Origin of the sequence: Mesorhizobium sp. YL-MeA3-2017, from assembly GCF_030814575.1 — a bacterium.
Lineage (GTDB): Bacteria > Pseudomonadota > Alphaproteobacteria > Rhizobiales > Rhizobiaceae > Mesorhizobium > Mesorhizobium terrae.
In genome coordinates this window covers 5,500,164-5,526,534 of the sequence record NZ_JAUSVH010000001.1, presented here as the reverse complement: position 1 = coordinate 5,526,534, position 26,371 = coordinate 5,500,164, and the positions used below count along the sequence as shown (strand labels likewise).

Genomic DNA, 26,371 nt, shown 5'->3' with positions numbered 1-26,371 from the left:
GCCGATGTGGATAGTTTTGCCGTCTTTGTGATTTTTTTCCGCGACCCGGTACTGACGGGAGCGCAACACAAGGTCGAAAAGCCCGCAAATCCGCCGGTTTGCGCGGCAAAAAGGCTCGGAAACCGGCTACATCTTTTTCCCCAGGGATGCGCGCCAGCCCCCTCCCCGCGTCAACCGACCGCCGCGGGCTCGCCTTCGGTCGGCTTTTCCACCTGGATGCGGTCGCGGCCGCCGAGCTTGGCGCAATAAAGCGCCTTGTCGGCGCGCTCATAGAGCGTGTCGAGCGTATCGTTGCCGCGGACTTCGGAAATCCCGGCGGAGAATGTGTAGGTGAATTCCGCATTGCCCCTGAGCGGGCGCGATTGCCTGACCTGAAGCAGCATGCGGCCGACAATCAGTTCGGCCTCTTCCAGCCGGGTCGCCGGCAGGACGAGGGCGAACTCCTCGCCGCCGATCCGGCCAAAACTGTCCAGCCGGCGTACCTGTCCGTGGATCTTCCTGGCGAAGTCGCGCAGCACGATGTCGCCCGCTGCATGGCCGAAACGGTCGTTGATGTATTTGAAATTGTCGAGGTCGAGGATCGCCAGGCAGCCGACGCTCTTGGACAAGGCGGCGGCCTTGGCGATGACGTCCTCGGCGCGGGCCAGGACGAAACGGCGGTTGGCGACGCCGGTCAGTTCATCGGTCTGGGCAACTTTCATGGCAAAGTCGCGGTCCTGCCGCACTTTGCGTTCGGCCGCCCGGATCGAGGTGATGTCGGAGGCGATGCACAGCATCCAGCCATTGTCGTCGACGGTTTCGGTCATCCAGAGCCAGCGGCCGTCGGCGAGATCGGTCTCGAACGCCCTGAAGCCGACCTTGCCGCGCCGGGATTGCGTCGAGACCAGCCATTCCTCGAAGGCATGGGTGCGGATCACCGTGCCGCGCGCGGCGGCGAAGTTGCGGCGCATCAGATCCGCCCAGAGCGGCGTTTCGTCCGGTTCGATGAAATAGGCTTCCCGAAAGGCCCGGTTGGCGAAGCGCAAGCAGTCGGAACCGTCGTAAAGCGCAATGAACGCGCCGGAACGCTCCTGAATTTCCGACAGTTTCAGAAACACGTCGTCCATGGCCGCCAATAGCAAGACCGCGCATTTAACAAATCCTTAACAAGGATCGCTTGTGCACGTGTCGTTTTTGCGAAGCGGCTAAAACATCCGGGACTTAGCCCCATTACACCAGACGCCGTCCGGCTTGCGTGTGCAAAAATCGGGCGGCGAAGTGGGTGCGGCGGACCGCCCTACCCTCCGAGATAAAGCCGGTGCAATTCGTCCGGCGCGCGCAGCAGGCTCGGGCAGTCGCCGTCATAGACGACGCGGCCGCGGCGCATGACATAGGCGCGGTCGCCGATCGACAGAGCGAGCGCTGCGAACTGCTCGACCAGAAGGACCGCGAGGCCGGTGTCGGCCAGCCGGCGCACCGCCGCCATCAGCCTGGACACGATCACCGGCGCCAGCCCCGCCGACATCTCGTCGATCATCAAAACCTTCGGCCGGGTCAGCAGCGCACGCGCAATCACCAGCATCTGCTGCTCGCCGCCCGACAACAGGCCGGCCCGCACGGAACGGCGCTGCAGAAGTTCCGGAAACAGCGCATAGGCTTCGGAAAGACCGCTGCCGTCGCGCAGCGCCACGCGCAAATTCTCCTCGGTGGTCAGCTGGCTGAAAATGGTGCGGCCCTGTTCGACATGCGCCAGCCCCTCGCGCGAGCGCTGGCCGGGCCTCGCCTTCTGGATTTCGCGGCCGTCGATCGAAACCACGCCGCCGCTGACCGGGATGACGCCGGACAATCCTTCCAGCAAGGTCGTCTTGCCGGCACCGTTGGCGCCCAAAACGACACTGATCGAGCCGCTTTCGACGCGCGCGTCGAGGCCCGTGACAACCGGCAGTTCGGCCCGGCTGATCGACAGCGAAGAAATGACAAGTTCGCTCATGCCGCGACACTCTCCTCAATGCCGAGATAGGCGCGCTTGACCGCGCTCTGGTCGAGCACAACAGCCGGCGGGCCGGACGCGATGACACGGCCGAAATCGAGCACGGTCACCTGGCTGCAGGCGCTGCGCACCAGATCCATGTCGTGCTCGACGAGCAGCACGGAGGAGCCGAAGCGCGCCGGAATTTCGGCGATGCGCCTGCCAAGCCTCAACGTCTCTTCGTGCGACTGGCCGGCGGCGGGTTCGTCCAGCAGGATGACGGCGGGCCTCGCCGCCACCACGCCGGCGACATCGAGCAGACGGCGCGTGCCGGCATCGACGGCAACGACAGGTGTTTCCGGGTCCGGGCAATCCAGCCAGTCCAGCATCGCGCGCACCTCGGTCTCCGTCAGGTTTCCCGCCGCCAGCCGCAGATAGCCGCCGACGGTCAGTTCCGGCGCGATGCGGTTGGTCTGCCAGGTGCGGCGCACGCCGGCACGGGCGCGCTCATGCGCGGACCGTCCCTCGAGTGCAACGCCGCCCAATCGCACGGATCCTTCATAGGAACGAAGGAACCCCGACACCGCGTCGATGAAAGTCGATTTGCCGGCGCCGTTCGGGCCGATCAGGCCCGCGACGATGCCGGCCGGAACGGTCAGGTCGACACCATCGAGAGCAACCACGCTGCCATAGCGCACGGTCAGCTTGTCCACCTGCAGGGCAGCACCCGCCGGATGCGACACGCGCGCCGGCAGGCCGCCGTCATCGCCCTTCGCGCCGCCGACCCGACCCGGCCGGCGCGCCAGCTTGCGAAACAGGCGGCGGAAGGTCTCGCTCATCGTCTCGCCGGTCGACAGTGCCTGCACCGCGCCGACCGCGAACAGCACGTTGCCGAGATCCTGCGGCAGGTTGAAGCGACGCAGCAGTTCGGGGAACATGACCACCAGAATGCCGCCGATGATGGCGCCTTCGGCAAAATGCGCGCCGGTCATCACCGCCACCGCATAGAGGCTGAGCGACTGCATCATCGAGAAATTCTCGGCGACCAGCGTGCCGAGATAACCGGCCAGCAAGCCGCCGGAGATACCGGCAATGAAGGCGCTGATGGCGAAGGCGGACAATTTAGCCTTGGCGACGCTGACGCCGTGGGCGGCGGCGGCGCGCTCGGAATGGCGCACCGCCAGCCAGGAAGCTCCCAGCCGCGAACGCGCCAGGAATTCCAGCACGACGGCAATCGCGACATAGAAGATCAGCGCGAAGATGAAATAGCCCTCGTCGCTGTCGAACAATGCCGGTCGCGGCACCTGGATGAAGGCGGTCTGGCCGGGAAAGGTCATGGTCGCCAGGATGACGTCGAAGGCGGCGGCGAAGGACAGAGTGACGATGGCAAGGTTGATGCCGCGCAGGCGCAGCGCCGGCAGGCCGATGGCGACGCCCAGCGGCACGGCGGCAAACCCGCCGAGCAGGATCCATGTCGCCAGTCCGCCCGGCGCTTCGGCGAGGTTGAGATAACCCACCGTCCATGCGCCGACACCGGCGAAGGACATCTGGCACAGCGCGATCATGCCGGTGCGACCGGCGACGAGACCGAGGCTCTGCAGCGCGACGCCGGTGATCAGCACCGATGTCGCCAGGAACACCCAATAGGACGGCAAAAGCCCGACGATGACACCGCCCAGCACGATGGCGGCGGCAAGAATGACGAGCGAGGCCCGGATACTAGCGCGCTTCATCCCAGCGGGCCTCCCTCTGCGACCACAGAAGCACGGCCAAGATGACCAGGAACGGAATGGCGCTGCGGTATTGGCTGATCGAATCGACCGAGCTCGCCAGGCCCTCGGCGACGCCGAGCAGAATGCCGCCGGCAAGCGTCAGCCAGAAGCTGCGGAACAGCCCGACAAGGGCAGCCGCCAGCGCCGGAACAACCAGCAGGCTCAGTGTCATGAAGTTCGGCGAGCGCTGCGGCGCGATGATCATCAGCGCGAAGGTGGTGAAGGCGCCGGTCGCACCCCATACCAGGAGAGACAAAAGCCTGACCTTGACGCCCAAGAGTTCGGCGGCAAGCGGCCGCTCCGACAGCGCGCGAAGATGCAGGCCAATGCGGGTGCGGTTAAGGAACAGGTCGGACAGCACGGTGAAAAGCACGGCAAGGCCGATGGTGAGAACGGAGGCGATCGTCACCTCGACGCCAGCCATGCGGAAGGCCGAGCCCGGAAACAGGTCCGGCATGACGCGCGGATGCTGGCCGCCGGTCAGTCGCAACCCGATGGCGATCAGGCCGACCAGCATGGCCGCCGTCACCGCCGCCTTGGTCGACGGGCTCGCTTCCGCGAACCAGCGGGTCATGATGAAACCGATCGCGACACCGACCGCGGCGCCGACCAGGATGCCGGCGATGACCGACGGAAATGTCGGATAACCAGTCTCGGTCAGCGCGATCAGCGCGAAGGTGCCGGCCGAGCCGATCGCGGCACCGGTGAAATTGACCACGGCGACGAGCCGGTAGGTGAAGACGGCGCAGACGCCGAGCAGCGCATAGGTGCCGCCTGCCGCCAGCCCCGCGATTGCGGGTGTGAGAAACGAATTCATTGATGATCCCGAATGAAAAAAGAGGACGGCGGAACCTGTCCGCCGCCCCCCAGCCAGCGGCTACTTTGCGTCAGGAAGCACGACCCATTCCGGTGTCTCCACCTTCCAGGCCCCCATTTCGAGCTTCATGACCTTGGTAGCGCGCATCGGCGAATGGGTCTTTGCTTCACCGAATACGTAGGGCGAGCCGGCGAGCGGATCGGAGATCGGCTTCATTTGCAGAAGCGCCTTGCTCACGCTTTCGCGCGTCACTTCGCCATCGATGCCCTCGATCACCTTGAGGAACATCTTGGCGGCCAGATAGCCACCCTGCGAGAAGGCGGTGAGCGGCCGGCCGGCTTTGTTCATGTCGGCGATCCATTGAGCGTTGGCGGCCGACCCGGTTTCGGTGAAGGGCTCCCATTCGGTGCCGGCATAGATCGGCTGCTTGGTGTCGGCGAGCGCCTTCGCCACCTGCACCGTGTAGCCCGGCGCCAGGAACAGCCAGTTGATGCCGGTGATCTTCTGCGCATCCACCGTCTTGATCAGTTGCACCACCTGCGGCTCGACCTGGTTGGTCAGCACCGTGTCGCAGCCGGCATCGCGCGCCTTGATGACGTAGGGCGTCAGGTCGCCCTGGAACGGCAGCGTCAGATCGAGCAGATGCACCTTCTGGCCGGTGATCTTCTCCCAATCCTCGATACCCTTCTTATAGGCTTCCTGGGTGCCGCCGATGATGATGAAGAAAGCGCAGAACTTCTGGCTCTTCAGCACATTGGTTGCGTAGTAGCCCATGGCGGTCGACAGCGTGAACGGGCCGACATTGACGGGTGCGACGCTGGGCGAGGAGAAACAGGCGGCGTCGACACCCAGCCCCTGCACCGACAGGACCTTCTTGCGGCTGTAGTTGACGGCGTTGACGGCGCAGTCGAGCAGGCTGCCCGAACCGACGAGGGCGACCGCTTCCTTGTTGTCGATCAGGTCGCGCGCGGCCTGGGCGGCAACGGCGGGATCGGCCTTGTCGTCGGCGATCGTGTATTCGATCTTGCAGCCATTGATGCCGCCGGCGGCGTTGACGGCATCGAACGCAGCCTGCGTCGCCTTCGGCACTTCGCTGAAATCGGCGGGGCCGGTGATGGTCGAGACCGCGCCGACCTTGATCGTGCCGTTGGCGCAGGTCGGACCGGCGGCCGCGGCACCTCCCGTCAGGGCGCCGATGCCGATCGCGGCAAAGACGCCAGAAAGCAAAGCTGATTTCCAATGCATGTGTCTCACTCCCCTTGATTGTTGGTTGTCATGCCGCATGTCTTTCGGGCGCCTGCGGTCCCGCCGGGCGAACCCCGGCGAATTTCACGAGCGTCCGTTCGATCACCTCCCGCGCGATATCGCGGACGATAAAGACGAGCCTGGTGCGCCGATCCTCAGACGGCCAAGCGTCGAGCCGGACCGGCGGATGGAACACATGCTGCACGCCGTGCAGCACCAGCGGACGTTCCGGATCGTCGGCGACGCAGACCAGCCCCTTCAGGCGCAGAAGGTCCTCCCCCTTCAACGCCGCGACGTAGTCGAGCCAGGTGGCGAAGGCCGACCACTCGACCGGCTCGTCGATGACGAAGCTGTAGGACTGGATGCCGTGGTGGCGGCCATGATCATGATGGTGGTCATGGTCATGGTGATCGCAACCGGCGCCGCATTCATGCGCGTGGTCGTGAACCGACTGCTCGGCCTTGTCGAACCATGCCGCGATCCTGTCCGCCCGCGCCTCGCCCGCAAGCGTCTCGGCGTCGAGCAGGGTCTCCAGCTCGACATCCGCGACGAGGCTCCGCTCCGCCGCCGGCGCCAGCGCCGCAAGCCGGCGCTCCAGCGCTTCCACCGTCCAGCCGTCGGCAAGATCGGCCTTGGTGATGATCAGGCGGTCGGCCACCGCCACCTGCTTCGCCGCCTCGGCATGGCGCTCCAGCGTCGCCGGACCGTTGACGGCGTCGACCGTGGTGACCACACCGGCGATGCGGTAGCGGCTGGCGAGCTCCGGTTCGGCGATCAGCGTGTGCAGGATCGGCGCGGGATCGGCCAGACCCGTCGTCTCGATGACGACGCGGCTGAGTTGCGGCAGCTCGCCCTCGGCGGTGCGGCGGTGCAGCGCCTTCAGCGTCTCGACCAGATCGCCACGCACCGTGCAGCACACGCAGCCATTGTCGAGCAACTGGAACTGCTCCTCGCTGGCCTCGATCAGCAGATGGTCGAGCCCGACCGCGCCGAACTCGTTGACGATGACGGCCGCACCCGCCAGCGAGGGCTCTTTCAGCAGCCGGTTGAGCAGCGTCGTCTTGCCGGAGCCGAGGAAGCCGGTGAGGATGGTGACCGGGATGAGCCCAGCGTCAGCTTCGTTCATACACCACCCTCCCCTCGAACCAGGTGGTCATCACCTTGATGTCGGCGATCTCGTCGGCCGGAATGTCGAGCACGTTGCGGTCGAGTTCGATGAAGTCGGCCGACTTGCCGACCTCGATCGAGCCGATCGTCTCGCCGAGCCCGATGGCGCGGGCCGAGTTGATGGTGAAGATCTCGAGTGCTGTGGCGACGTCGATCGCCTCTTCCGGCCAGAGCGCTTCGCCGGCGAACTCGCCGCTCGGGTTCTGGCGCGTCACCAGGCCCTCGATGCCGTTCCACGGGTCGGGATTGGGCATCACCGGCCAGTCGGAACCGCCGGCCAGCAGCGCGCCGGCCGCCAACAATTGCTTGTTCGGCCAGAAGCGCAGCGCCCGCTCCACGCCCATCGCCTGCTTGTGACCCTCGAGGAAGCTGGTCGGATACCAGAGGAACGGCGACAAATCGGCGGCGACGCCGAGTTCGGCGAAGCGCGCAATGTCGGCGGGCGCGATATAGCTGGCATGGGCGATGTGGTGGATCAGCCTGGTCGGGCCATTGAAGGAGCGCACGACATCGATGGCGTCGAGTGCCTGGGTCACCGCCGCATCGCCGGCGCAGTGGATCTTCACCGCCAGCCCGAGCTTTTCGCATTTGCCGACCCAGCGGATCAGGTCCGGCACGGTGACGATGGTCGAGCCGCGGAAACAGCAGCCCAGGATCGGGTCGGCGACATAGGGCTCGTGGAAGGCGGCGGTCTTGGCGCCCGGCACGCCGTCGAGGAAGACCTTCACGAAGTCCGGCTTGGCATGGGCGCTGCGATACTGCTCCTTCAGCGCGATCAACTCGTCGCCGGCGATGCCGAACATGAAGGACGGTTCCACCGCCGGCATCGCCGACACCGACCAGGCGGTCAGTTCGCCGCGATCGTCGAGGCCCTTCAACGCGGCCAGGATCGGCTGCATGGCGGCGGCGTCCAGAAAGGCCGTCACGCCGTAGGAATTCAGCGTCGAGATGGATTGCGCCATCGCCGCCCGGTCCATTTCCTGCGTGTAGTAGCCGGAATTGGCGATCACGCTTTCGACCAGGCCCGAGGCGGATTCGATCATCAGGCCGGTCGGCGCGCCGGTTGCCGGGTCGCGGCCGATCGAGCCCTTGTCGGGGTCCGGCGTCTCCCGGGTGATGCCGGCCAGCCGCATCGCTTCGGAATTCACCCAGCGGTTGTGATAGCTGTCGTCGCGCAGCATCACCGGACGGCCTTGCGCGGCATCATCCAGCCTGGCCAGCGCTTCGAGGCTGTTCAGCTTCGCATGCAGGTCGCTGCCCCACTGGCCGCCGATGATCCAGCTGCCGGGCTTGGTCGAGGCCGCCTTCTCGCGCACCTTCTCGACAATGGTCTCGAAGCTGGAGGTCGAGGCATAACGCAGCTCGAACAGTTCCGCCTGGCCGCCCATCATCAAATGGGCGTGCACGTCGACGACGCCCGGCATCAGCATCGTGCCCTTGAGATCGACCGAACGCGTATTCTTGCCGGTAAAAGGCGCGACGCTCGCCGCGTCGCCGACCGCGACGATGCGGCCGCCCTTCACCGCAACATGCGATGCCCAGGGCTGCCTGCGGTTCATCGTGTAGATGCGGCCCTGCCCAAGAACCAGGTCGGCACTTTTGTCAGGCATTCTCAATTTCCTCCACCCAATGCATTCGGCCGTTTGCCGACCGTGTTCTCCTCACACCGCCCTGTTGTGGGTCGGCGCCCGTCCTCCGCCGTCGGCAACCAGCACCGCGCCCGTCACGAACGACGCCTCGTCGGACGCGAGAAAAAGGCAGCAGGACGCGATCTCGGCGGGGTCGGCGATGCGCCTCAGCGCGATGCGTCCGGTCAGCGCCGCGAATTCCTGTTCCGGCGTCGCGCCGCTCAGGGCAGCGGCGGCCTCCATCTCCTCCTCGCTCATCGGCGTGCGCACCCAGCCCGGCGCCAGCGCGTTGGCGCGGATGCCGTCCGGCCCGTGCGCATAGGCGAGCGAGCGTGTGTAGGAGACGAGCGCCGCCTTGCTCGCCGAATATGCGGCGTTCTGGGCGCTGGCGTTGAAGGCGCCGACCGAGGCGATGTTGACGACCGCGCCGCCCTTTTTCTTCAGCAATGGCAGCGCCGCCCGGCACACCATCATCGAACCGGTGACATTGACGGCGAAGCTTTTCTCCCAGGTCTCGTCGGTCAGCGTTTCCGGTTCGTCGAGGATCATCAACCCGGCGGCATTGACGACGATGTCGAGCTGGCCATCGCAGGCATCGATGGCGCGGTTGACGTCGGCTTTCTCGGTGATGTCGCCATGCACGGCCCTGCCGCCGCTTGCCTTCGCCGCATCGTCCAATGCCTCACCACCGAGGCCGAACAGCACGATCTCGGCGCCCTGCCTGCTGAACAATTCGGCGGTCGCCCGCCCCATGCCGGTGGCGGCACCGGTGATCAGCGCCCTGCGCCCCTGCAAACGCCCGCTCACGACAGCCCCCAATGCTTTTCGACCGCGTATCCGGTTTCCGGCAGGGTCGAGCCGCCGTCGACGACGATGGTCTGGCCGGTGGTGTATTTGGCTTGCTCAGACGCCAGATAGAGCATGGCGAAGGCGATATCGTCGGCCTCGCCATAGTGGCCGACCGGGATGAACTGGCCGAGCCTGTCCGCCACCTCAGGCTTGCTCATCGAGCCGCGATCCTTGGCGATGAAGCCCGGCTCGACGCCGTTCACCGTGATGCCGTCGCGGGCATATTCGAAGGCGGCGCCCCGGATAAAGGCGTTCACGCCGGCCTTGGCCGCCGAATAATGCGCGCCGCCGGCCATGGCGACACGCGCCGAGACCGACGACGTCACCAGGATGCGGCCGAAATTCTGCCTGCGCATGATCGGCGCCGCCGCCTGCGCCAGCCAGAAACAGGCCTTGAGGTTCAGCGACAGCGCCTGTTCGAGCTTCTCTTCGTCCAGCTCGTCGATCGACGCCCAGGGACAGCCGCCGGCATTGTGCACGACGATGTCGAGCCGTCCCGCCCCTGCCGCCGCGCTGCCGACGAGATCATGCAACTCCGCCCTTCCGAGACCCGGCAACGGCGCGGTCCGCGCCGAAAGGTTGCGAGCGGTGAGGTCGGCGGCGAGCGCTTCCGCGACATCGAGCGTGCGGTTGGCGATGACGACGGAAGCTCCGGCCTCGGCCAAACGCGTCGCGATCGCGGCGCCGATGCCGCGTCCGCCGCCCGTCACCAGGGCGACCCGTCCGCTCAGATCGAAGGCGGGCGCGCTCATCGGTCAGGACACTCCCGCGTCGGCCAAAAGATCGACGAAGCGTCCGAAAACCTCGGTATGACGGTCGACTTGAGCGGCCGTCGTCGCCGGGCACATCAGGAACATTGTGTGGAACGGCGTCACCAATATGCCTTCGTTCATGTAATAGGCGTGCAGCAGCGTCTCGAGGTCGCCGCGCCGGCCGGCGATCACGTCGGCGCCGTTGCGCGGCGGCTTCGGCATGAACATGATCTCGGCGCGCGCACCGATCTGGGTGACGTGCCAGGGCAATTTGCGCGCCTCGATGATGCCGCGCGCGCCGTCGGCAAGGCGTGTGGCATTGGCGATCATCCGTTCGAAGTTCGCCGGCGTCAGCACCTCTTCCAGCACCGCGCGCATGGTGGCCACCGTCAGCGCATTGCCGGCCAGCGTGCCGCCGATGCCGAGATGGGCTGACTGCCGCACGCGCGGGTTGACCATCGGCACGATCGCCCACAGCCGTTCCGCAATCTCCTGGGAAACGCCGAACACGCCGGCCGGAATGCCACCGGCGATCGCCTTGCCCGCTACGAGAATGTCCGGCTCCAGGCCGTGCTGGCTGGTGTAGCCGCCCGGCCCGCTGGAAATGGTGTGGGTCTCGTCAATGATCAGCACCGTGCCGGTGCGCCGGGTGATTTCGCGCAGCGCTTCGTGGAAACCGTCGGCCACCGGGATCATGCCGAAATTGGTCATCAGCGGCTCGGTCAGCACGCAGGCGACGTCGCCGGCCGACAGCGCCTGCTCAAGGGCCGCGACATCGTTGAACTCGACCACGCGCGAGACGGTGGAATGATCGACGCCGTTCGGATGGATCATGTTGCGCAGGCCGACGCGCCCGTCGCGGATTTCGACATGCGCTTCCTCGACGCCGCCGTGATAGCAGCCGGAGAAGACCAGCACCTTCGGCCGGCCCGTGATCATGCGGGCGATGCGGATGGCGCCGCGATTGGCGTCGGTGGCCGAGGTGGTCAGCGTCCAGTAAGGCATGCCGAAGCGGCGCGTCAGTTCGGCGCCGACCCAGAGGCTGTCCTCGGTCGGCAACATCATGGTGGTGCCGTTCTGCAATTGCCGAACGGCCGCGCGCGTCACCGCCTCCGGGGCATGGCCGCACATGCCGCCGGTGTCGCCAAGCGCGAAGTCGACATAGTCGTTGCCGTCGACATCGCGGATATGGGCACCCTTGGCTTCGGCGGCATAGACGGGAAAGCCGCCGGCCCAGCGGCGCATCCAGTGCGACGGTCCGCCATAGAGGAAATGTTGCTTGCCAGCTTCCCAGTCCTGGGCGGAGCGAGGATGAAGACGCAGGAAGCGTTCCTGCTCGCGGTCCAGCAGCGTGTCGATCGTCGCGGCATGTGAATCGGTTCGGGCGGCTGCCGTCACAATCATCGTCTCCCTTGGCGTTGCCCGGACCTGCGTCGCCGCAACACGTTCCAACTCGCTTCGGTTCATTATTTGAACCGACGTTTTATATGTTGTAGACAGACTGTCGGTTGAATCGCGTGCTGTCAAGTTAATTCACACGCTAATTATCTCGGAGAGACCTGCTCGATGAGCACCGTTCACAAAGCCATCTCACTGCTGGAACTGTTCACCCTGGCCGAGCCCGAAATCGGCCTGTCGGACATTGCCCGCAAGGCGGGGCTCGACAAGGCGACGGCGCGGCGACTGCTCGTCGCGCTCGCCGGCCATCGCCTGATCGAACAAGAGCCGCATAGCCGGCGCTATCGGCTCGGCGCCGGCCTGTCTCGGCTCGGCCGCATCCGCGACGCGCATTTTCCCTATGTGCGGGTCGCCGCCCCCATCGTACGCGATCTGTCTGTCGAGACGGGCGAGACCGTCCACCTTTCGGAATTCAGCGCCGGCGCGCTGCTGACCGTGCATGTGGAACTGTCGACCAAGGCCAATCGCGTCAATGTCGATGTCGGCCAGGTGCTGCCGCTCCATGGCACCGCGTCGGGCATCGCCTTCCTGTCCGCCTCGCGAGCCGACATCTTGCAAACCCATGTCGACAGGCCGCTCGATCGCTTTACCCCGCACACCGTCACCGACCGCGACCAATTGATCGAGGCCATACGCCTCGCCGCCAGGCACGGCTATTCGCGCAGCGCCCAGGGTTACGAGGAAGGCGTGCACAGCGTTGCTGTGGCGATACTGGGTTCGGACAACGCGCCGATCGGCACGATGGCCGTCGCCTGCCCCATGTCGCGGGCCAGCGACGCGGTTGCGGCCAGCCAGGGCGAAGCGGCGATGCGGGCGGCGCGCCAGATCTCGGCAAGGCTGGCCGGCGACCCCGTCTGACATGGACATCGGCCGCGTCTTCGCCCCGTTGCCCCGAAGATGATTAGCGTGTTAAGTTCCTTGATGGCTGCGCCGCGCTCGCATTTGCGCTAGGCTGCAGCACCATCCCGCGCCAAGACGGGAGGCTGCTTCTAGGAGGAACGACATGCAAGCTGCCGCCCATCATCTGAGCGTTGCCGACGGCGAGGCCTTCCTGTCCACGTCGCGCATGTTGTTCGGCCCGATCACGCAGCGGTTCGCGCGCGGGTCGGCCGAATCCATCCCCAAGCTGGTCTCGGTCAATCTGGGGCCCTGCCGGTTGTCGGAAATCAGGGCCAAGTCGCATCTGGTGGTCAATGACCGCGCCTATTGGCGCAGCTTCGACCCCGATGCCATCAAGATCCTCGTGCAGCTCAACGGTCGCAGCCGATTCGAACAGCAATCGATCGCCGTCGACCTCAATCCGCGATCCACGATCATCTACGACCCGGTGCGCGCCTACACGCTGCAGAACCTCAGCGGCGTCAACCAGCTCATCCTGCAGGTGCCGCGTTCGACCTTCACCGACGACACGCTGGCCCGGCTTGCCGCGCCGCTGCCGCTGCCGGGCGAAGACGACAGCCTGACCCACATCGTCTCCGGCCTCATGCAGATGGCGATCGGCGAGGCACGCCGTCTCGACGAGATCGGCTGCCGGCGTGTCGGCGAAAGCCTTATCCAGCTCGTCAACGGCCTGATCCGCGGCAAGCCGCAGCCGGTCGAAGCGCGTCGCGCCCCGCTGGAAGCGCTGCGCGAGCGCATCGTCGCCTATATCGACGCCAATCTGGCCCGCTCCAACCTGTCGACCGACGAGATCGCCCGCCATATGGGCTGCTCGCGCCGCTACCTGCATCGCGCCTTCGAGGGCGAAGGCATGACGCTGGAGCGTTTCGTCTGGGACCGGCGACTGGAGCGCAGCCGCGAGGCCCTGCTGGCCTCGGCCGACGTCTCGATTTCCGAAATCGCCTTTGCCTGCGGCTTCAATTCGAGCGCGCACTTCTCACGAGCCTTCAAGGCCAAATACGAAGTCGCACCGCGCGAGCTTCGCGACACAGTGCTCGGCAAGCTGCATTGAGATCGGGCGCGGCCGTCCGTCCGTTACGCGGAGGGACGGTCGTTCATCGAACCAGATTCATGATCCTGATTCTCGTTTCGACGCCGCTGCGACTCGACGGAGGTCGGGTGACACGGTCATTTCGTAATTTGCGCGGCCAATAAGCCTTCGAGCGAAGGAAACACGGGCATTTTCGGACAGATTTCGCCCATGTGAACAAAAAGCATCGCCGTTCCTTTCAAAATCCGCGCAAGCGCTTGAAAAGAAAAAGCGAAGTTTTTTGACTCCGGCTGCCGTTCGGCGCGGATATCCACTTTTCGACCGCGAGCGGCTGATCCGCCTATTCCGCGACGCCTTCCTCATATTCGGCTGACATCGTCAGCCAGCGCTCCTCATGGCCGTTGAGCTGGCCGGAAAGCTCGGAACGCTCCTTGGCCAGCCTCGTCGCCTTGATCGGGTCCTTTTCGTAGAGCGCCGGATTGGCGAGCTCGTCCTCGATCAGATCGATTCGCTTGCGCAGACGGTCCATAAGTCCTTCTGTCGCCCGGATTTCCTTGGCCAGAGGCTCCAGCGCTGCACGTCTTGCGGCGGCCTCGCGGCGGCGGTCGGCCTTCGAGGCCTTGTCGGCTTCGCGCTTCTCGCGACGGTCGCCCGACACGCCGGTCACCAAGGTCTTGTAGTCGTCGAGGTCGCCATCATACGGGTTGACCACGCCGTCCTTGACTAGCCACAGCCGGTCGGCCGTCGCTTCGAGCAGGTGGCGGTCGTGGGAAACCAGGATCACGGCGCCCGGAAAATCGTTGAGCGCATGGATCAACGATTCGCGGGAATCGATGTCGAGATGGTTGGTCGGCTCGTCGAGGATGAACAGGTTCGGTCCATCAAAAGCCGCCAACCCCATGAGAAGGCGCGCTTTTTCGCCACCGGACAAATCCTTGGCGGGGGTGTTCATCTTCTCGGTCGCCAGACCGAATTGCGCGACACGCGCCCTAACCTTCGATTCGGGCGCCTCCGGCATCAGCCGGCGCACATGCTCATAGGCATTCTCGTCGGGGCGCAGATCGTCGAGCTGATGCTGGGCGAAGATCGCCACCTTCAACCCCGGCGCAATCGTCATCGTGCCGGTCTCGGCCTTCAGCCTGCCGGCGAGCAACTTGGCGAAGGTCGACTTGCCGTTGCCGTTGGCGCCGAGCAGCGCGATGCGATCGTCGGCGTCGATGCGCAGCGTCATCTTCTTCAGGATCGGCTGGCCCGGCGCGTAGCCGACGTTGACACCGGAGAGCGCAACGATCGGCGAGGCCACCGTCTTGACCGGCTCCGGGAAGGAGAACGGCTTGACGCTATCGTTGACCAGCGCGGCGATCGGCTTCATGCGCTCCAGCGCCTTGATGCGCGACTGCGCCTGCCTCGCCTTCGAGGCCTTGGCGCGGAAGCGATCGACGAAGGATTGCAGATGCTTGCGCTGCGCTTCCTGTTTTACCCGGCCCTTTTCCTGCAGCTCCTGCTGCTCGGACAATTGCCGCTCGAACTGGTCGTACCCGCCGCGCCAGAAGCTCAGCTTCTGCTGGTCTAGATGCACGATCGAATTGACCGCGCGGTTCAGAAGATCGCGATCGTGGCTGATCAGAAGCACCGTATGCGGGTACTTCGAAACATAGTTCTCCAGCCAGAGCGTGCCTTCCAGGTCGAGATAGTTGGTCGGCTCGTCGAGGAGCAGAAGGTCGGGCTGCGAGAACAGCACCGCGGCCAGCGCCACACGCATGCGCCAGCCGCCCGAAAAGGACGAAGCCGGACGCTGCTGCGCCACTTCGTCGAAGCCAAGGCCGGCCAGAATGGTGGCGGCGCGGGATTCGGCGGTATGCGCATCAATGTCAGCTAGCCGGATATGGATTTCGGCGATGCGATGCGGATCGGTCGCGGTCTTTTCCTCTTCGAGGAGAGCCGCACGCTCCTTGTCGGCGGCAAGCACGATCTCGAGCAGCGAATCCTCGGTGCCGGGCGCTTCCTGCGCGACCTGGCCGATGCGCGTGTTCTTCGGCACGCTGACTGACCCGGTCTCGGAGCTGAGATCGCCGGTGATGGCCTTGAACAGCGTGGTCTTGCCGGTGCCGTTGCGTCCGACGAGCCCGGCCTTCGTGCCCGCCGGCAACGTCAGCGAGGCATGGTCGAGAAGCAGGCGGCCGGCGATGCGGAGCGAGAGATCATTGATGATAAGCATAGCGGCGCGTATTTGGCCCGGACAGACCACAATGGCAAGGGCGTCCAGTCGACACCGTTAAATCCGAGGCAGTGCCAGTTGGCCTGGCGGGCAACGACCGGCTCAAGTTCCGACCAAGCGGCCGGCCCGCAACAGGTCACCGAGGACGGCGTCAGGGTTCTTGGCAGTAACGCCCGCACCCAATGGGCGCGGCGGGGGCAGCGAGTGGCCGATGGCGAAAAGCAATGCGCTGCCGGCCGAAAACAGCGCGAACAACAGGAACATACCGGTTCCGCCATAGGCGCCGAGCGCCATTCCAGCCAGCAGCGGTCCAAAGAAATTGCCGATCGAAGAAAACGAGTGCGCGCCGAAATAGGTGCCGCGATTGGCGGCCGTGGAAATGCCGTCGACCAGCATATACTCGGCCGGCACGACCAGAACTTCGCCGATCGTAAAGACAATCATTGAAACGACGAGCATCTCGACGCTGGAAGACATTGCAAAGCCCAGATTTCCGATGAGGAACATCAGGCAACCGAGCACGAGTGCGCGCAGCGCTCCGATGCGCTCGATGACGAGGCGCGCCGGCGTGCTGGTGACGAGCACGGCAGCGGCGTTCGTGCTGACCAGCAACGCGAAAATCTCAACGCCCCTGGCGAAATCCTTGGTGATGTATTGCGACAGCGGCACCGACCACTGCCCGTAGACAGCGACCAGCAAGGTGCCGCCACCGGCGAAAAACATGAGCCGCTGGTCGCGAAACGCGCCAATCAGGCGTCGTAGGCCGCCAACGCGCTGCTCAGCGGCGGTTTCCGTGTTCGCTGCGATTTCCGGCACGAACAGAAAGATGACCGCCCCAAAACCCAGATGGACGACACCTGCGACGACGAAAAGCACATCGGACGTCGCGCCGAACGCCAGCCCGATCATCGGGCCGATCGCCCAACCGGCATTGATGGCGAGATATCGCCACGAGAAGACCTTGAGGCGCAATTTTTCGGGCGCCGCGTCACTCATCATCGCTCGCGACACCGGCTCGTAGACCGCACCGGCGATCGAGGCGGCAATGTGCGAGAGCGCGAACGCCGCAACGGACTGGGCGAGGCCAAGCCCGATCATGCCGAGACCGGCAAAGGAGATGGCGATGGCGAGCACCATACGGCGCCCCAGCCGATCCGAAACCGTGCCGGCGAGCGGACTGACCATCGCGCCAAGCAACGGTCCGATCCCGATCAGCGCACCGATGCCGGCGGGTCCCAATCCGAAATCACGCTGCAACCTGATCGCCAGAAACGAAAGGCTCATGCCCTTGGCGATGGCGACGATGCCTGAGCCGGCGATGAGCAAAAGGGCAACCAGGCGGCCTGTCTGTTCGGAATAGCTGTTCATGAATGCCCAATGCCCCGAAAAAATCGCCCGAAAAATAACTCGACTGCGCATCGCTTCGCATTGGTCGCAGATATCCGCAAGGGAGAACATGAAGGGAACATTTAGGCCAGACAACTTGTCGTCCCGCCCAACTCGAATGCTGTGACCGGCAACGAAACGGCCCGCCGAAGCGGGCCGTCCGTTACAGGAAAATGCGATGGTTCAGCGATTGACCTTACCCAGAAGCAGGCACAAGGCATGCAGGTCGCTGTCATAGCTTCCGCTTCTCAACACCTCGGCGCAGCGGATCTTGAGCTTGGCCAATTGCGTGCCGGACAATTGGGCAATAGCCCGCGGCACGGCCGGATTGTTGGGATTGACGGTGCTCGGATTGCTCGGATTGCTGACAATCGGTCCGCTCGGCGCGACCGGGCTCAGCGGGTTGCGCGGAGAACTCGGTCCAGACGGGTTCGAAGGAGTACTCGTGCCGCCGCCGACCCCTACGCCAACTCCGACGCCCAGGCCGCCAGTTCCGCCGACAGAAGCCCCCAGACCGGCAGTGACACCGTTCGTGCCGCCAACCGAAGCGCCGAGACCGGCGTTCACGCCACTCGTACCGCCAACGGAGGCACCAAGACCGGCAGTGACACCATTCGTGCCGCCGACCGAGGCGCCAGCGCCGGCATTCACGCCATTGGAACCACCGATGGAAGCCGTCGCGCCCGCATTGACACCGCTGGTTCCACCGACCGAGGCACCGGCGCCGGCGTTCACACCGTTTGAACCGCCAACCGAAGCGCCAAGTCCGGCGTTCACACCGCCCGACCCACCGATAGAGGCGCCAACACCGGCGTTAATACCGCCAGATCCTCCGACGGATACGCCAAGACTTGCGGCATTCGCCGGAAATGCCAGACAAACAACTACGGCACCACTCGCCAATGTTCCGGCGAGACTCTTTACGAAACTAGCCATAACATCCTCCTTATGGTTTCGCGCTTCGTCGACAGCATGGCCTTCATGGCCGGCACGAAATCAAAACGATAGGAGAATATCAGAACCTACAATACACGCTGACGTTTCAATATTTATAGCTTTCGACGCGTTTGCCACTTCGGGTCAATTGCCGTCGAATTTTATTATATATGAAAATTAGAACATGCGTAAAGATTACGCGTAGGCGCGCCCTTCTTCTGCGCGCTGGAAATACATGAGATCCAAAGACAAGGAAGGGCGTCCGAGAACTGTCAGGATCATGTGAGCCTGCCCACGGTGGTGCGTCTGGTGGTTGAAAACGTGATCGAGTGCCGGCGCCAGCCTCTGCGAGATTGTCCGCATATCCGCCGTCAGATAGGAAAAGCGGCCGGCGATATCCGCATCGCCCAGTCGTTCAACCCAGTCGACAATACGCTTGTCTTCGGTTTCGCGGGCCACCCACAGAGCCGGCAGGGCTTTTTGAATGATGGCATCGAGTGCCGACGGCGCGTCGCCTTCACCGGTGAAACGCTTCATCCAGATGCGGTCCGTGACAAGCAGGTGATTCAACGTGCCCATCATCGAACCGAAGAAAGCGCCGGTGTTGCGGTTGAATTCTTCGTCGGTCAGGTCGGCGGCGGCGTTGTAGAGGCGGTTGTTGGCCCATTGATTATAGGCGGCGAACATCATGAAATGCCTTTTCATCCCTACCCTCGGTTCCCGCCAACGGAATGCCTGAATGCGGGAACTGCTCTAGAACGTCCGAAAGGCCAAGGCCATGACCATTTTGCTCTACGATCTCGTCGGCCGGGACGAAAAGCTCCCCTACAGCCCGCATTGCTGGAAGGCGAAAATGGCGCTCGCCCACAAGGGACTGGCGTTCGAAACGCTTCCGACCCGCTTCCTCGATATCGCCCAGGTCGAAAATGGACTGTCCAAGACCGTTCCGGTTATCCGCGACGGTGACCGGGCTGTGGCGGATTCCTTCGCAATCGCTCTCCACCTCGAAGGGGCCTATCCGGACAGGCCGACGCTTTTCGGCGGCGAAGGCGGCAAGGCGATGGCTCGCTTCGTCGAGCGCTGGACACAGATCACCATGCACCCGTTCATCACCACCGCCATCGTGTTCGACATCTTCCAGATGCAGGATGAGCGCAATGTGCCCTATTTCCGCAGCAGCCGCGAAGCACGACTGGGCAAGCGGCTCGAAGATGTTTCCGCTGCGCGCGACGCAGGCCTCGGCGCGTTCAGGGCCTCCCTGGAACCCCTGCGCAGCACGCTTTCCTACCAGCCCTATCTTGGTGGGCACTCGCCTTTGTTTGCCGACTATATCGTCTTTGGCGCGCTGCAATGGGCGCGCGTGAGTTCGCCCTATTCGCTGCTCGACCACGACGATCCGATCGACGAATGGTTCCGCCGTTGCCTCGGTCTGTTCGGCGGGTTGGGTGCCGGCGTTCCCGCGGCGGCCTGACTGCCTCTCTTCCCCTTGGCAATGCGTCGGACGGCCTGTATAGAGCCCGCCACACCTCAATCCCCATCACCAAAGGACGACCCATGGCGATCGAACGCACCTTCTCGATGATCAAGCCGGATGCCACCAAGCGTAACCTCACGGGCGCCATCACCAAGATGCTCGAGGACGCCGGCCTGCGCGTCGTCGCATCGCGCCGCGTCTGGATGAGCCTGCGCGAAGCCCAGGGCTTCTACGCCGTCCACAAGGACCGCCCCTTCTTTGGCGAACTGACCGAATTCATGTCGTCGGGCCCGACGATCGTGCAGGTTCTGGAAGGCGACAACGCCATCGCCAAGAACCGCGAAGTGATGGGCGCCACCAACCCGGCCAACGCCGCCGAAGGCACCATCCGCAAGGTACACGCACTGTCGATCGGCGAGAACTCGGTGCACGGCTCGGACGCGCCGGAAACTGCTGCCGAAGAGATCGCCTACTGGTTCTCGGGCACCGAAATCGTCGGCTGATACCGATAGGCCTCGGACACGAGGCTTGCCTCTCGACGAAAAAGCCGGGCACCCTGCCCGGCTTTTTCATTTTTCCATTGCCCAGCCCTGATCGCCGCCCTTGGTCGATTGATCCAGGCAACCGAGCGCCCAGCAGTCAGTCAACGCCAGCGCGCAGCCGCCGCCTCGTCACTGTCCTTGGCTTCGACCCAGCCGCCGTCGGAGCCGTCAGCGCGATGTTCCTTCTTCCAGAAGGGCGCGCGCGATTTCAAATAGTCCATCAGGAAATTGGCGGCCTCGAAGGCAGCCAGCCGATGCGCCGACGCCGTCACCACCAGGACGATGTTCTCACCCGGCCGGATCCTGCCGTGGCGATGAATGACGGTGAGCCCCTGCAGTGGCCACCGGCCGATGGCCTCGACCGCGATGCGGCCGATCTCGGCTTCCGCCATGCCAGGATAGTGCTCGAGTTCCAGGGCAACCAGCGCGCCAGCCTCATCGCGGCAGAGGCCCGAAAAAGTGACGACCGCGCCAATGTCAGCACGCCCCGCGGTCAGTTCCCCGATCTCGGCGGCGATATCGAAGTCCTGCGCCTGGATTTTGATTTTCGGTTGGACGGGATCGGCCACGGCCTCACCCCCCGGTCATCGGCGGGAACAGCGCGATCTCTCGTGCCCCCGCGATTCTCTCGCTGTGCTCGACATGTTCCTGATTGATGGCGACGCGGATGGAGCGCGGATGCCGCAAGGCGTTTTCATATTCCTCGCCGCGCGATTTCAGCCAGGTCAGCAGTTCGGCCACCGTCGTCACGTCGCCCGGCAGATCGACGTCTTCCTCGGACTTGCCGATGCGCTCGCGCACCCAGGCGAAATAGATGAGCTTCATCGCCCTTCCCGCTATTCGTCGACGATATGCTTCAAGCCGGCGCGGAAATAATCGTAGCCAGTATAGAGCGTCACCACGGCCGCGATCCAGAGCAGCACCAGCCCGGTCTGGGTGGTGAAGGGGAAAATCTTGTCGCCGGCAGGCCCGGCCAAAAGGAAGGCGATCGCCACCATCTGGATCGCCGTCTTCCACTTGGCGAGCTGCGTGACCGGCACGGAAACCTTCAGCGCGGCCAGATATTCGCGCAGGCCCGAGACGAGAATCTCGCGGCACAGGATGATGATCGCTGCCCAAAGCGACCAGCCGGCGATGCCCTCATCGTCGGCGGCGAGCAGAAGCAGACAGGTCGAGACCAGAAGTTTGTCGGCAATCGGGTCCAGCATCTTGCCGATGTTGGAAGTCTGTTGCCAGGCGCGCGCCAGATAGCCGTCGAAATAATCGGTGATGGAGGCGGCAAGGAAGATCGCCAGAGCCAGCCAACGGGCGAAATCGCTCGATTTCAGATGGCCTTCGAGGAAAAAGCACACCACGACCATCGGCACCGCGACGATGCGGGCATAAGTGAGCATATTCGGGAGGTTGAATGCGCGTCTTGCCATGCGGCCCAGGTTTTCCTTTTTGCCTGCGTACTCAAATCAGAAGCCGATATCAGGGGTCAACCGCCGAAAATCGTATGGCCAGCGCAAAAGCGCGCTGGGCCAGTCAATTCTCGTGAAAATGATTGTAAACAAGTCGTGCGACCTGTTCCGAGATACCGTCGACGGTCATCAGGTCCTCGATTGCGGCGCGGCTGACCGCCTTGGCAGTACCGAAATGCAGCAGCAGCGCGCGCTTGCGGCCAGGGCCGATGCCGGCGATCTCGTCGAGCGGGCTCTTCACCATCTCCTTCTTGCGGCGGGCGCGATGCGAGCCGATGGCGAAACGGTGCGCCTCGTCGCGCAGGCGCTGGATGAAATAGAGCACGGGATCGCGCACCGGCAGCGTGAAGGATGGCTTGCCCTCGGCAAAAAACCGTTCGCGGCCGGCCTCGCGGTCCTGGCCCTTGGCAACGCCGATGGCCACGACACGATCCTGTATGCCGAGATCGGCGAGAATCTTGCGCACGGCCGACATCTGGCCTTGGCCACCGTCGATCAGGATTACATCCGGCCAGGCCGGGAAACTGGCGGAGACGATGTCGTCCGGCTCGGCATCCCCTTCGCCCGCCGGCTCGTCGCCATGTTCCTTGATCAGGCGCGAGAAGCGGCGCTCCATCACCTCGCGCATCATGCCGAAATCGTCGCCGGGGGTGATCTCGGTCGAGCGGATGTTGAACTTGCGATACTGGTTTTTGACAAAACCTTCCGGACCGGCGACGACCATGGCGCCGACGGCGTTGGTGCCCATGATGTGCGAGTTGTCGTAGACCTCGATGCGCACGGGTGGCTTCTCGAGCCCGAACGTCTCGGCGAAACCGGCCAGTAGCCTTGCCTGCGTCGAGGTTTCGGCGAGGCGACGGCCCAGCGCCTCGCGCGCATTCTGCAAGGCGTGGTCGGTCAGATCCTTCTTCTCGCCGCGTTGCGGCACTGAGATCGACACCTTGCGGCCGGCGCGGGTGGAAAGTGCCTCGGCGAGCAATTCCTGCTCGTCCACAGCATGCGAAAGCAGCACCGTGCGCGGCGTCGGCTTGTCGTCATAGAACTGGGCGAGGAAAGAGCCCAGCACTTCGGCGGCTTCCATGGCAGGATCGGCCTTTGGGAAATAGGCGCGGTTGCCCCAGTTCTGGCCGGTGCGGAAGAAGAAAACCTGGATGCAGACCTGACCGCCCTCCTGATGGATGGCGAAGACGTCGGCTTCTTCCACCGATTGCGGATTGATGCCTTGATGGCTCTGCACATGGGCCAGCGCCGCCAGCCTATCGCGGTAGATCGCGGCATGCTCGAAATCGAGATTTTCGGCGGCCACCTGCATGGCGGCGGAAATCTCGGTCTTCACCTTCTGGCTGCGACCGGACAGGAAACCCTTCGCCTCATCGACCAGCTCGGCATAACCGGTTTGCGATATCTCGCCGGTGCACGGCCCGGCGCAGCGCTTGATCTGATAGAGCAGGCAGGGCCGCGTGCGGTTCTCGTAGAAAGAATCGGTGCAGCTCCTGAGCAAAAAAGCTCGCTGCAGCGAATTGATGGTGCGCCCCACCGCCTGCGCCGAGGCGAACGGGCCGAAATAGTCGCCCTTGCGCGAGCGCGCGCCGCGATGCTTGTAGATGCCGGGCGATGCATGGTCGCCGGTGAGCAAGATATACGGAAACGATTTGTCGTCGCGCAAAAGGACGTTAAAGCGCGGCCGCAATCTCTTGATAAGATTGGCTTCCAACAACAGCGCTTCGATTTCGGTGCGGGTGACGACGAATTCCATCGTCGCCGTCTCGCGCACCATCCGGCCGATGCGGTTGGTGTGAAAGCGGCCTTGCGCATATTGGGTGACGCGCTTCTTCAGGCTGCGCGCCTTGCCGACATAGAGCACGTCGCCGGCGGTGTTCATCATCCGGTAGACGCCCGGCGCGTTTGGCAGGCGCTTTACGAGCGTCTGGATGACCTCGGCACCCACCATGCCTTCGGTGTCGCCGGCATGCTGCGTCCAGTCGACTGTCGTGAATGCAAGCTCGGGACCGGACGGCGTTACCTCCAGTTCGCCGCTGTCTTCATCGTCCAGATCGACGTCGGGCAGGTCCTCGCCCGCCGCATGTCCGTTTTTTTGTTTGCCGGAACTCATTCCACCACGCCTGCCACATCAGGTGTCTGCCAGGCCAGATGCTGGCCGCCATCCAATGCGATCATCTGCCCGGTCACCGAGCGCACACCCCACAGATATCGTATCGTCGCGCCAAATTCGCCAAGCGTCGGGCCACGCTTCAACAACACCCCATCGAGCTGCGTCTGGAAATCACGGTCGTTCTGACGCGCGCCCTTCAGCGTCGGCCCCGGCCCAATCGCGTTGACGCGGATGCGCGGCGCGAGGGCCTGCGCCAATGTCTGGGTGGCCGCCCACAATGCTGACTTCGATAGCGCGTAGGAAAAATAGCGCGGCGTTGGCCGCCAGACACGCTGGTCGATCACGTTGACGACCAACCCTTCGCGACCCGCCGGCAAAGCACTGGCGAATCGCTGCGCAAGAAGCGCGGGCGCCTTTACGTGGACGGCAAAATGCCTGTCCCAACCTGCCCAGTCGAAATTCTCGATCGTGTCTTCTTCGAATAGAGATGCATTGTTGACCAGAAGGTCGACCGGTCCGAGCTTTTCGGCTGCCGCATCGATCAGACCGCCCACCGCATCCATATCGGTCAAGTCGGCTGAAACGACAGCGGCGCGACCGCCACTGGCAACGATATCGGCAGCGAGGGTTTCCGCGTCCGCGCGCGAGCGGTTGCAATGAATGGCGACAGCGAATCCGTTCGCAGCCAGGTCTTCGACGATCGCCCTGCCGATCCGCTTCGCTCCGCCGGTGACGAGAGCCGTTCCAATGGCCGCGGTTGTCATCGGGCCTCCTTGCTGTAAGCGGCTTGCGCCCGATACAGCCGGCAAAAAAGGTAAAATGCCGTTCGTTCATGTGGCAGCATTGTGTCAAGTCGCTCCCGTTGGGGGTCTCGACTCGGACCCGGGCAGTTCATGGAACGGCCAATATAGGGACCGCAACCCCTTGCACCAAGCCGGACAGCGGTGCTTGGGCACAACGCTCCTGACAACTTTGTTGCACTAGTGCAACGTCACGGTTCAGCCTCATTGGCGCCGGGGAATGACCCAGTTTCAGGTTCGCTTCCGCCGCATTTGCCGACCAAATTCCGGAACCGTTGAACGCCTGATCCGTTTATCCCCCCGGCGGATCACGTATCACGACGAACAAGCCAGCGTCTGTGGCTTTATGGAGTAAGAACTATGCATATCAACCACAAATTCGCGCGGCCGGCCGTTGCAGCACTCGGGTTGCTGGCTCTCGTCGGCACCGTTCCCGCCTTCGCCGCGGACGTCGTTTCGGAAGAGCCGCCGGCTCCGGCACCTGTCGCCGAACTGCCCGTCGCTTCCTGGGCCGGCGCCTATGCCGGTGTGAATCTCGGCTACGGCTTCTCGGGCCGCACCCGCCTTGAGGACCAGGACACCCGCATCAACAAGAACGGCTTCGTTGGCGGCGCTTTCGCCGGCTACAACTGGCAGCAGGACAACTTCGTGTACGGCGTCGAGGGCGACCTCGGCTACAACGGCACCAAGGGCTCCAGCAATGACTTCAAGGCGAAGTCGGGTCTCGAAGGCTCGCTGCGCGCCCGTCTCGGCTATTCGGTCAGCCCGAACATCCTGCTCTACGGTACGGCAGGTGGCGCGGCTGAGAAGCTGAAGGTCACCGACCAGCTCGCCGGTGTCAGCGACAGCAAGGCGATGCTCGGCTGGACTGCCGGCGTCGGCACTGACATCAAGCTGACCGACAACGTCTTCGGTCGCGTCGAGTATCGCTACACCGACTACGGCTCCAAGACCTTCGACAACATCGGCAAGGTCAAGGACAGCGACAACCGCATCCAGTTCGGTGTCGGTATGAAGTTCTGATCGGCTTCCGATCGAAACTGCAAAAAGCCGGGCGTTTCGCCCGGCTTTTTTGTATCTGGTGTCCAAAGGCGAATTGAGCGGAGCAAATGCCCTCAGTCAGGCAGAGCGATGCCGCTCTGTCTCGGATCAGGACGGCACGCAGCCCTTCAGTTCGGGAAACTTCTCGTCGAAGCGCGACGCCCAGCGCACCAACCTCCCACGCCCCTTCTCCCATTTGCCGGCGAAACGCAGCGCGAGATAACCCAGCGTTGCGCGAAGGGCCATCTGGCCGACGGTGATCTTCGTCGGCAGCTTGGGTGGATTTGCATTGAGCAGATCCAGCGCCCGCGTGATCTTTGCCCACTGCTTGTCGAGCCAAGGTTGCGAAATCTGGTCTTCGGGCCGGAAACGGCGCTCATAGACCATCGACAGGGCCGAATCGCAAATGCCGTCAGCAAGCGCTTCCAAGGCTTCCGCCTCCGTGCGCTTTTCGGCATTGCGCGGGAACAGCGCGTTTTTCGACAACCTGTTGAGATATTGGGTGATGACGCGGCTGTCATGGACGGCCTTGCCATCATCCAGCACCAGAACCGGGATCTTGCCGAGCGGGTTGGCGACAAGAAGGTCGGCGGGCTGCTCGTCGGTTTTGGTCGGTTTCAGGTCGATGGCGATGCCGGCATAGAGCGCGGCCATGCGCACCTTGGCGCTGTAGGGCGAGGCTGAGGCATAGAGCAGACTGGGCATGATTTCCTCGTCGCGGCACACATGCTGTTTCAGCCTGGCGCCTACTGGCATGGAAGATGAACAGGCCTCGTGGATAAACAAGACCAGTTCAGGTGACAATCAAGATTGCAACCCAGCGCAAGAAGCC

General features: G+C 64.0%; 26 protein-coding genes. 5 read left to right on the top strand and 21 right to left on the bottom strand.

From position 1 onward, the window contains the following. Positions 1 to 170: 170 nt before the first annotated feature. From QFZ88_RS26220 to QFZ88_RS26175, 10 genes are all read right to left on the bottom strand, one after another. Positions 171 to 1,106, bottom strand: coding sequence for a sensor domain-containing diguanylate cyclase (locus tag QFZ88_RS26220; RefSeq protein ID WP_024926216.1), 936 nt, complete (start codon positions 1,104 to 1,106; stop codon positions 171 to 173). Positions 1,107 to 1,276: 170 nt separating this feature from the next. Continuing rightward, complete coding sequence (locus QFZ88_RS26215) at positions 1,277 to 1,969, bottom strand: ABC transporter ATP-binding protein (protein ID WP_024926215.1); 693 nt, start codon at positions 1,967 to 1,969, stop codon at positions 1,277 to 1,279. Beyond that, on the bottom strand, positions 1,966 to 3,681 hold the full coding sequence (locus tag QFZ88_RS26210; protein ID WP_024926214.1) for an ABC transporter permease subunit: 1,716 nt from the start codon (positions 3,679 to 3,681) through the stop codon (positions 1,966 to 1,968). The genes QFZ88_RS26215 and QFZ88_RS26210 overlap by 4 nt, the downstream gene beginning before the upstream one ends. Beyond that, positions 3,668 to 4,537 (bottom strand): branched-chain amino acid ABC transporter permease, encoded by an 870-nt coding sequence (locus QFZ88_RS26205; RefSeq protein ID WP_024926213.1) that lies wholly within the window; start codon positions 4,535 to 4,537, stop codon positions 3,668 to 3,670. Before QFZ88_RS26205 ends, QFZ88_RS26210 begins: the two co-directional genes overlap by 14 nt. A 60-nt stretch (positions 4,538 to 4,597) precedes the next feature. After that, on the bottom strand, positions 4,598 to 5,782 hold the full coding sequence (locus tag QFZ88_RS26200) for an ABC transporter substrate-binding protein (RefSeq protein WP_036254024.1): 1,185 nt from the start codon (positions 5,780 to 5,782) through the stop codon (positions 4,598 to 4,600). Positions 5,783 to 5,810: 28 nt separating this feature from the next. Beyond that, on the bottom strand, positions 5,811 to 6,908 hold the full coding sequence (locus tag QFZ88_RS26195) for a CobW family GTP-binding protein (RefSeq protein WP_024926211.1): 1,098 nt from the start codon (positions 6,906 to 6,908) through the stop codon (positions 5,811 to 5,813). Beyond that, entirely contained in the window at positions 6,895 to 8,559 is a 1,665-nt protein-coding gene (locus QFZ88_RS26190) for an amidohydrolase (RefSeq protein ID WP_024926210.1), read from the bottom strand. The genes QFZ88_RS26195 and QFZ88_RS26190 overlap by 14 nt, the downstream gene beginning before the upstream one ends. 51 nt (positions 8,560 to 8,610) lie before the next feature. After that, positions 8,611 to 9,384 (bottom strand): SDR family NAD(P)-dependent oxidoreductase, encoded by a 774-nt coding sequence (locus QFZ88_RS26185; protein ID WP_024926209.1) that lies wholly within the window; start codon positions 9,382 to 9,384, stop codon positions 8,611 to 8,613. Further along, positions 9,381 to 10,178 (bottom strand): SDR family oxidoreductase, encoded by a 798-nt coding sequence (locus QFZ88_RS26180; RefSeq protein WP_024926208.1) that lies wholly within the window; start codon positions 10,176 to 10,178, stop codon positions 9,381 to 9,383. The genes QFZ88_RS26185 and QFZ88_RS26180 overlap by 4 nt, the downstream gene beginning before the upstream one ends. 3 nt (positions 10,179 to 10,181) lie before the next feature. Beyond that, the gene (locus tag QFZ88_RS26175) at positions 10,182 to 11,582 is read right to left on the bottom strand and encodes a transaminase (RefSeq protein ID WP_024926207.1); all 1,401 of its coding nucleotides are present in this window, start codon (positions 11,580 to 11,582) and stop codon (positions 10,182 to 10,184) included. Positions 11,583 to 11,744: 162 nt separating this feature from the next. On the opposite strand from QFZ88_RS26175, the gene QFZ88_RS26170 reads away from it, so the two are divergent. Beyond that, complete coding sequence (locus QFZ88_RS26170) at positions 11,745 to 12,494, top strand: IclR family transcriptional regulator (RefSeq protein ID WP_024926206.1); 750 nt, start codon at positions 11,745 to 11,747, stop codon at positions 12,492 to 12,494. 145 nt (positions 12,495 to 12,639) lie between these two features. After that, positions 12,640 to 13,587: an AraC family transcriptional regulator gene (locus QFZ88_RS26165; RefSeq protein WP_024926205.1), complete on the top strand. Its 948-nt coding sequence runs from the start codon at positions 12,640 to 12,642 to the stop codon at positions 13,585 to 13,587. Positions 13,588 to 13,703: 116 nt separating this feature from the next. On the opposite strand, the gene QFZ88_RS26160 is transcribed toward QFZ88_RS26165, so the two are convergent. The 5 genes from QFZ88_RS26160 to QFZ88_RS26140 all read right to left on the bottom strand — a co-directional run bounded on the left by QFZ88_RS26160 (position 13,704) and on the right by QFZ88_RS26140 (position 18,811). Then, positions 13,704 to 13,880: a hypothetical protein gene (locus tag QFZ88_RS26160; RefSeq protein ID WP_161773090.1), complete on the bottom strand. Its 177-nt coding sequence runs from the start codon at positions 13,878 to 13,880 to the stop codon at positions 13,704 to 13,706. 26 nt (positions 13,881 to 13,906) lie between these two features. Beyond that, positions 13,907 to 15,784, bottom strand: a complete 1,878-nt coding sequence (locus QFZ88_RS26155) for an ABC-F family ATP-binding cassette domain-containing protein (RefSeq protein WP_024926204.1) — start codon at positions 15,782 to 15,784, stop codon at positions 13,907 to 13,909. Between the two features lie 102 nt (positions 15,785 to 15,886). Further along, positions 15,887 to 17,152, bottom strand: a complete 1,266-nt coding sequence (locus tag QFZ88_RS26150; RefSeq protein WP_024926203.1) for an MFS transporter — start codon at positions 17,150 to 17,152, stop codon at positions 15,887 to 15,889. Between the two features lie 201 nt (positions 17,153 to 17,353). Next, positions 17,354 to 17,947, bottom strand: coding sequence for a hypothetical protein (locus QFZ88_RS26145; protein WP_307420571.1), 594 nt, complete (start codon positions 17,945 to 17,947; stop codon positions 17,354 to 17,356). A 354-nt stretch (positions 17,948 to 18,301) separates the two neighbouring features. Further along, positions 18,302 to 18,811 (bottom strand): DinB family protein, encoded by a 510-nt coding sequence (locus QFZ88_RS26140; protein ID WP_024926201.1) that lies wholly within the window; start codon positions 18,809 to 18,811, stop codon positions 18,302 to 18,304. A gap of 73 nt (positions 18,812 to 18,884) precedes the next feature. Here QFZ88_RS26140 and QFZ88_RS26135 point away from each other — a divergent pair, with 73 nt between their 5' ends. Next, positions 18,885 to 19,577, top strand: a complete 693-nt coding sequence (locus QFZ88_RS26135; RefSeq protein WP_024926200.1) for a glutathione S-transferase family protein — start codon at positions 18,885 to 18,887, stop codon at positions 19,575 to 19,577. An 83-nt stretch (positions 19,578 to 19,660) separates the two neighbouring features. Next, positions 19,661 to 20,083, top strand: a complete 423-nt coding sequence (gene ndk, locus QFZ88_RS26130; RefSeq protein ID WP_024926199.1) for a nucleoside-diphosphate kinase — start codon at positions 19,661 to 19,663, stop codon at positions 20,081 to 20,083. Between the two features lie 140 nt (positions 20,084 to 20,223). Here the strand turns inward: ndk and QFZ88_RS26125 are convergent, their stop codons facing one another. The 5 genes from QFZ88_RS26125 to QFZ88_RS26105 form a co-directional block, all read right to left on the bottom strand. Next, complete coding sequence (locus QFZ88_RS26125; RefSeq protein WP_024926198.1) at positions 20,224 to 20,691, bottom strand: molybdenum cofactor biosynthesis protein MoaE; 468 nt, start codon at positions 20,689 to 20,691, stop codon at positions 20,224 to 20,226. A 4-nt stretch (positions 20,692 to 20,695) separates the two neighbouring features. After that, positions 20,696 to 20,947 carry a molybdopterin converting factor subunit 1 gene (gene moaD / locus QFZ88_RS26120; protein ID WP_024926197.1) on the bottom strand — a complete coding sequence of 84 codons (252 nt, stop codon included), beginning with the start codon at positions 20,945 to 20,947 and terminating at the stop codon, positions 20,696 to 20,698. A gap of 11 nt (positions 20,948 to 20,958) precedes the next feature. Then, positions 20,959 to 21,546: a CDP-diacylglycerol--glycerol-3-phosphate 3-phosphatidyltransferase gene (gene pgsA / locus QFZ88_RS26115; RefSeq protein ID WP_024926196.1), complete on the bottom strand. Its 588-nt coding sequence runs from the start codon at positions 21,544 to 21,546 to the stop codon at positions 20,959 to 20,961. Between the two features lie 103 nt (positions 21,547 to 21,649). Then, positions 21,650 to 23,698 carry an excinuclease ABC subunit UvrC gene (gene uvrC, locus QFZ88_RS26110; RefSeq protein ID WP_024926195.1) on the bottom strand — a complete coding sequence of 683 codons (2,049 nt, stop codon included), beginning with the start codon at positions 23,696 to 23,698 and terminating at the stop codon, positions 21,650 to 21,652. Continuing rightward, a complete protein-coding gene (locus QFZ88_RS26105; protein ID WP_024926194.1) occupies positions 23,695 to 24,462 on the bottom strand; it encodes an SDR family oxidoreductase in 768 nt (255 codons plus the stop codon). The genes uvrC and QFZ88_RS26105 overlap by 4 nt, the downstream gene beginning before the upstream one ends. A gap of 396 nt (positions 24,463 to 24,858) precedes the next feature. Here QFZ88_RS26105 and QFZ88_RS26100 point away from each other — a divergent pair, with 396 nt between their 5' ends. After that, positions 24,859 to 25,521, top strand: coding sequence for an outer membrane protein (locus tag QFZ88_RS26100; RefSeq protein WP_024926193.1), 663 nt, complete (start codon positions 24,859 to 24,861; stop codon positions 25,519 to 25,521). A 126-nt stretch (positions 25,522 to 25,647) separates the two neighbouring features. Here the strand turns inward: QFZ88_RS26100 and QFZ88_RS26095 are convergent, their stop codons facing one another. Continuing rightward, entirely contained in the window at positions 25,648 to 26,244 is a 597-nt protein-coding gene (locus QFZ88_RS26095; protein WP_024926192.1) for a glutathione S-transferase family protein, read from the bottom strand. Positions 26,245 to 26,371: the final 127 nt, after the last annotated feature.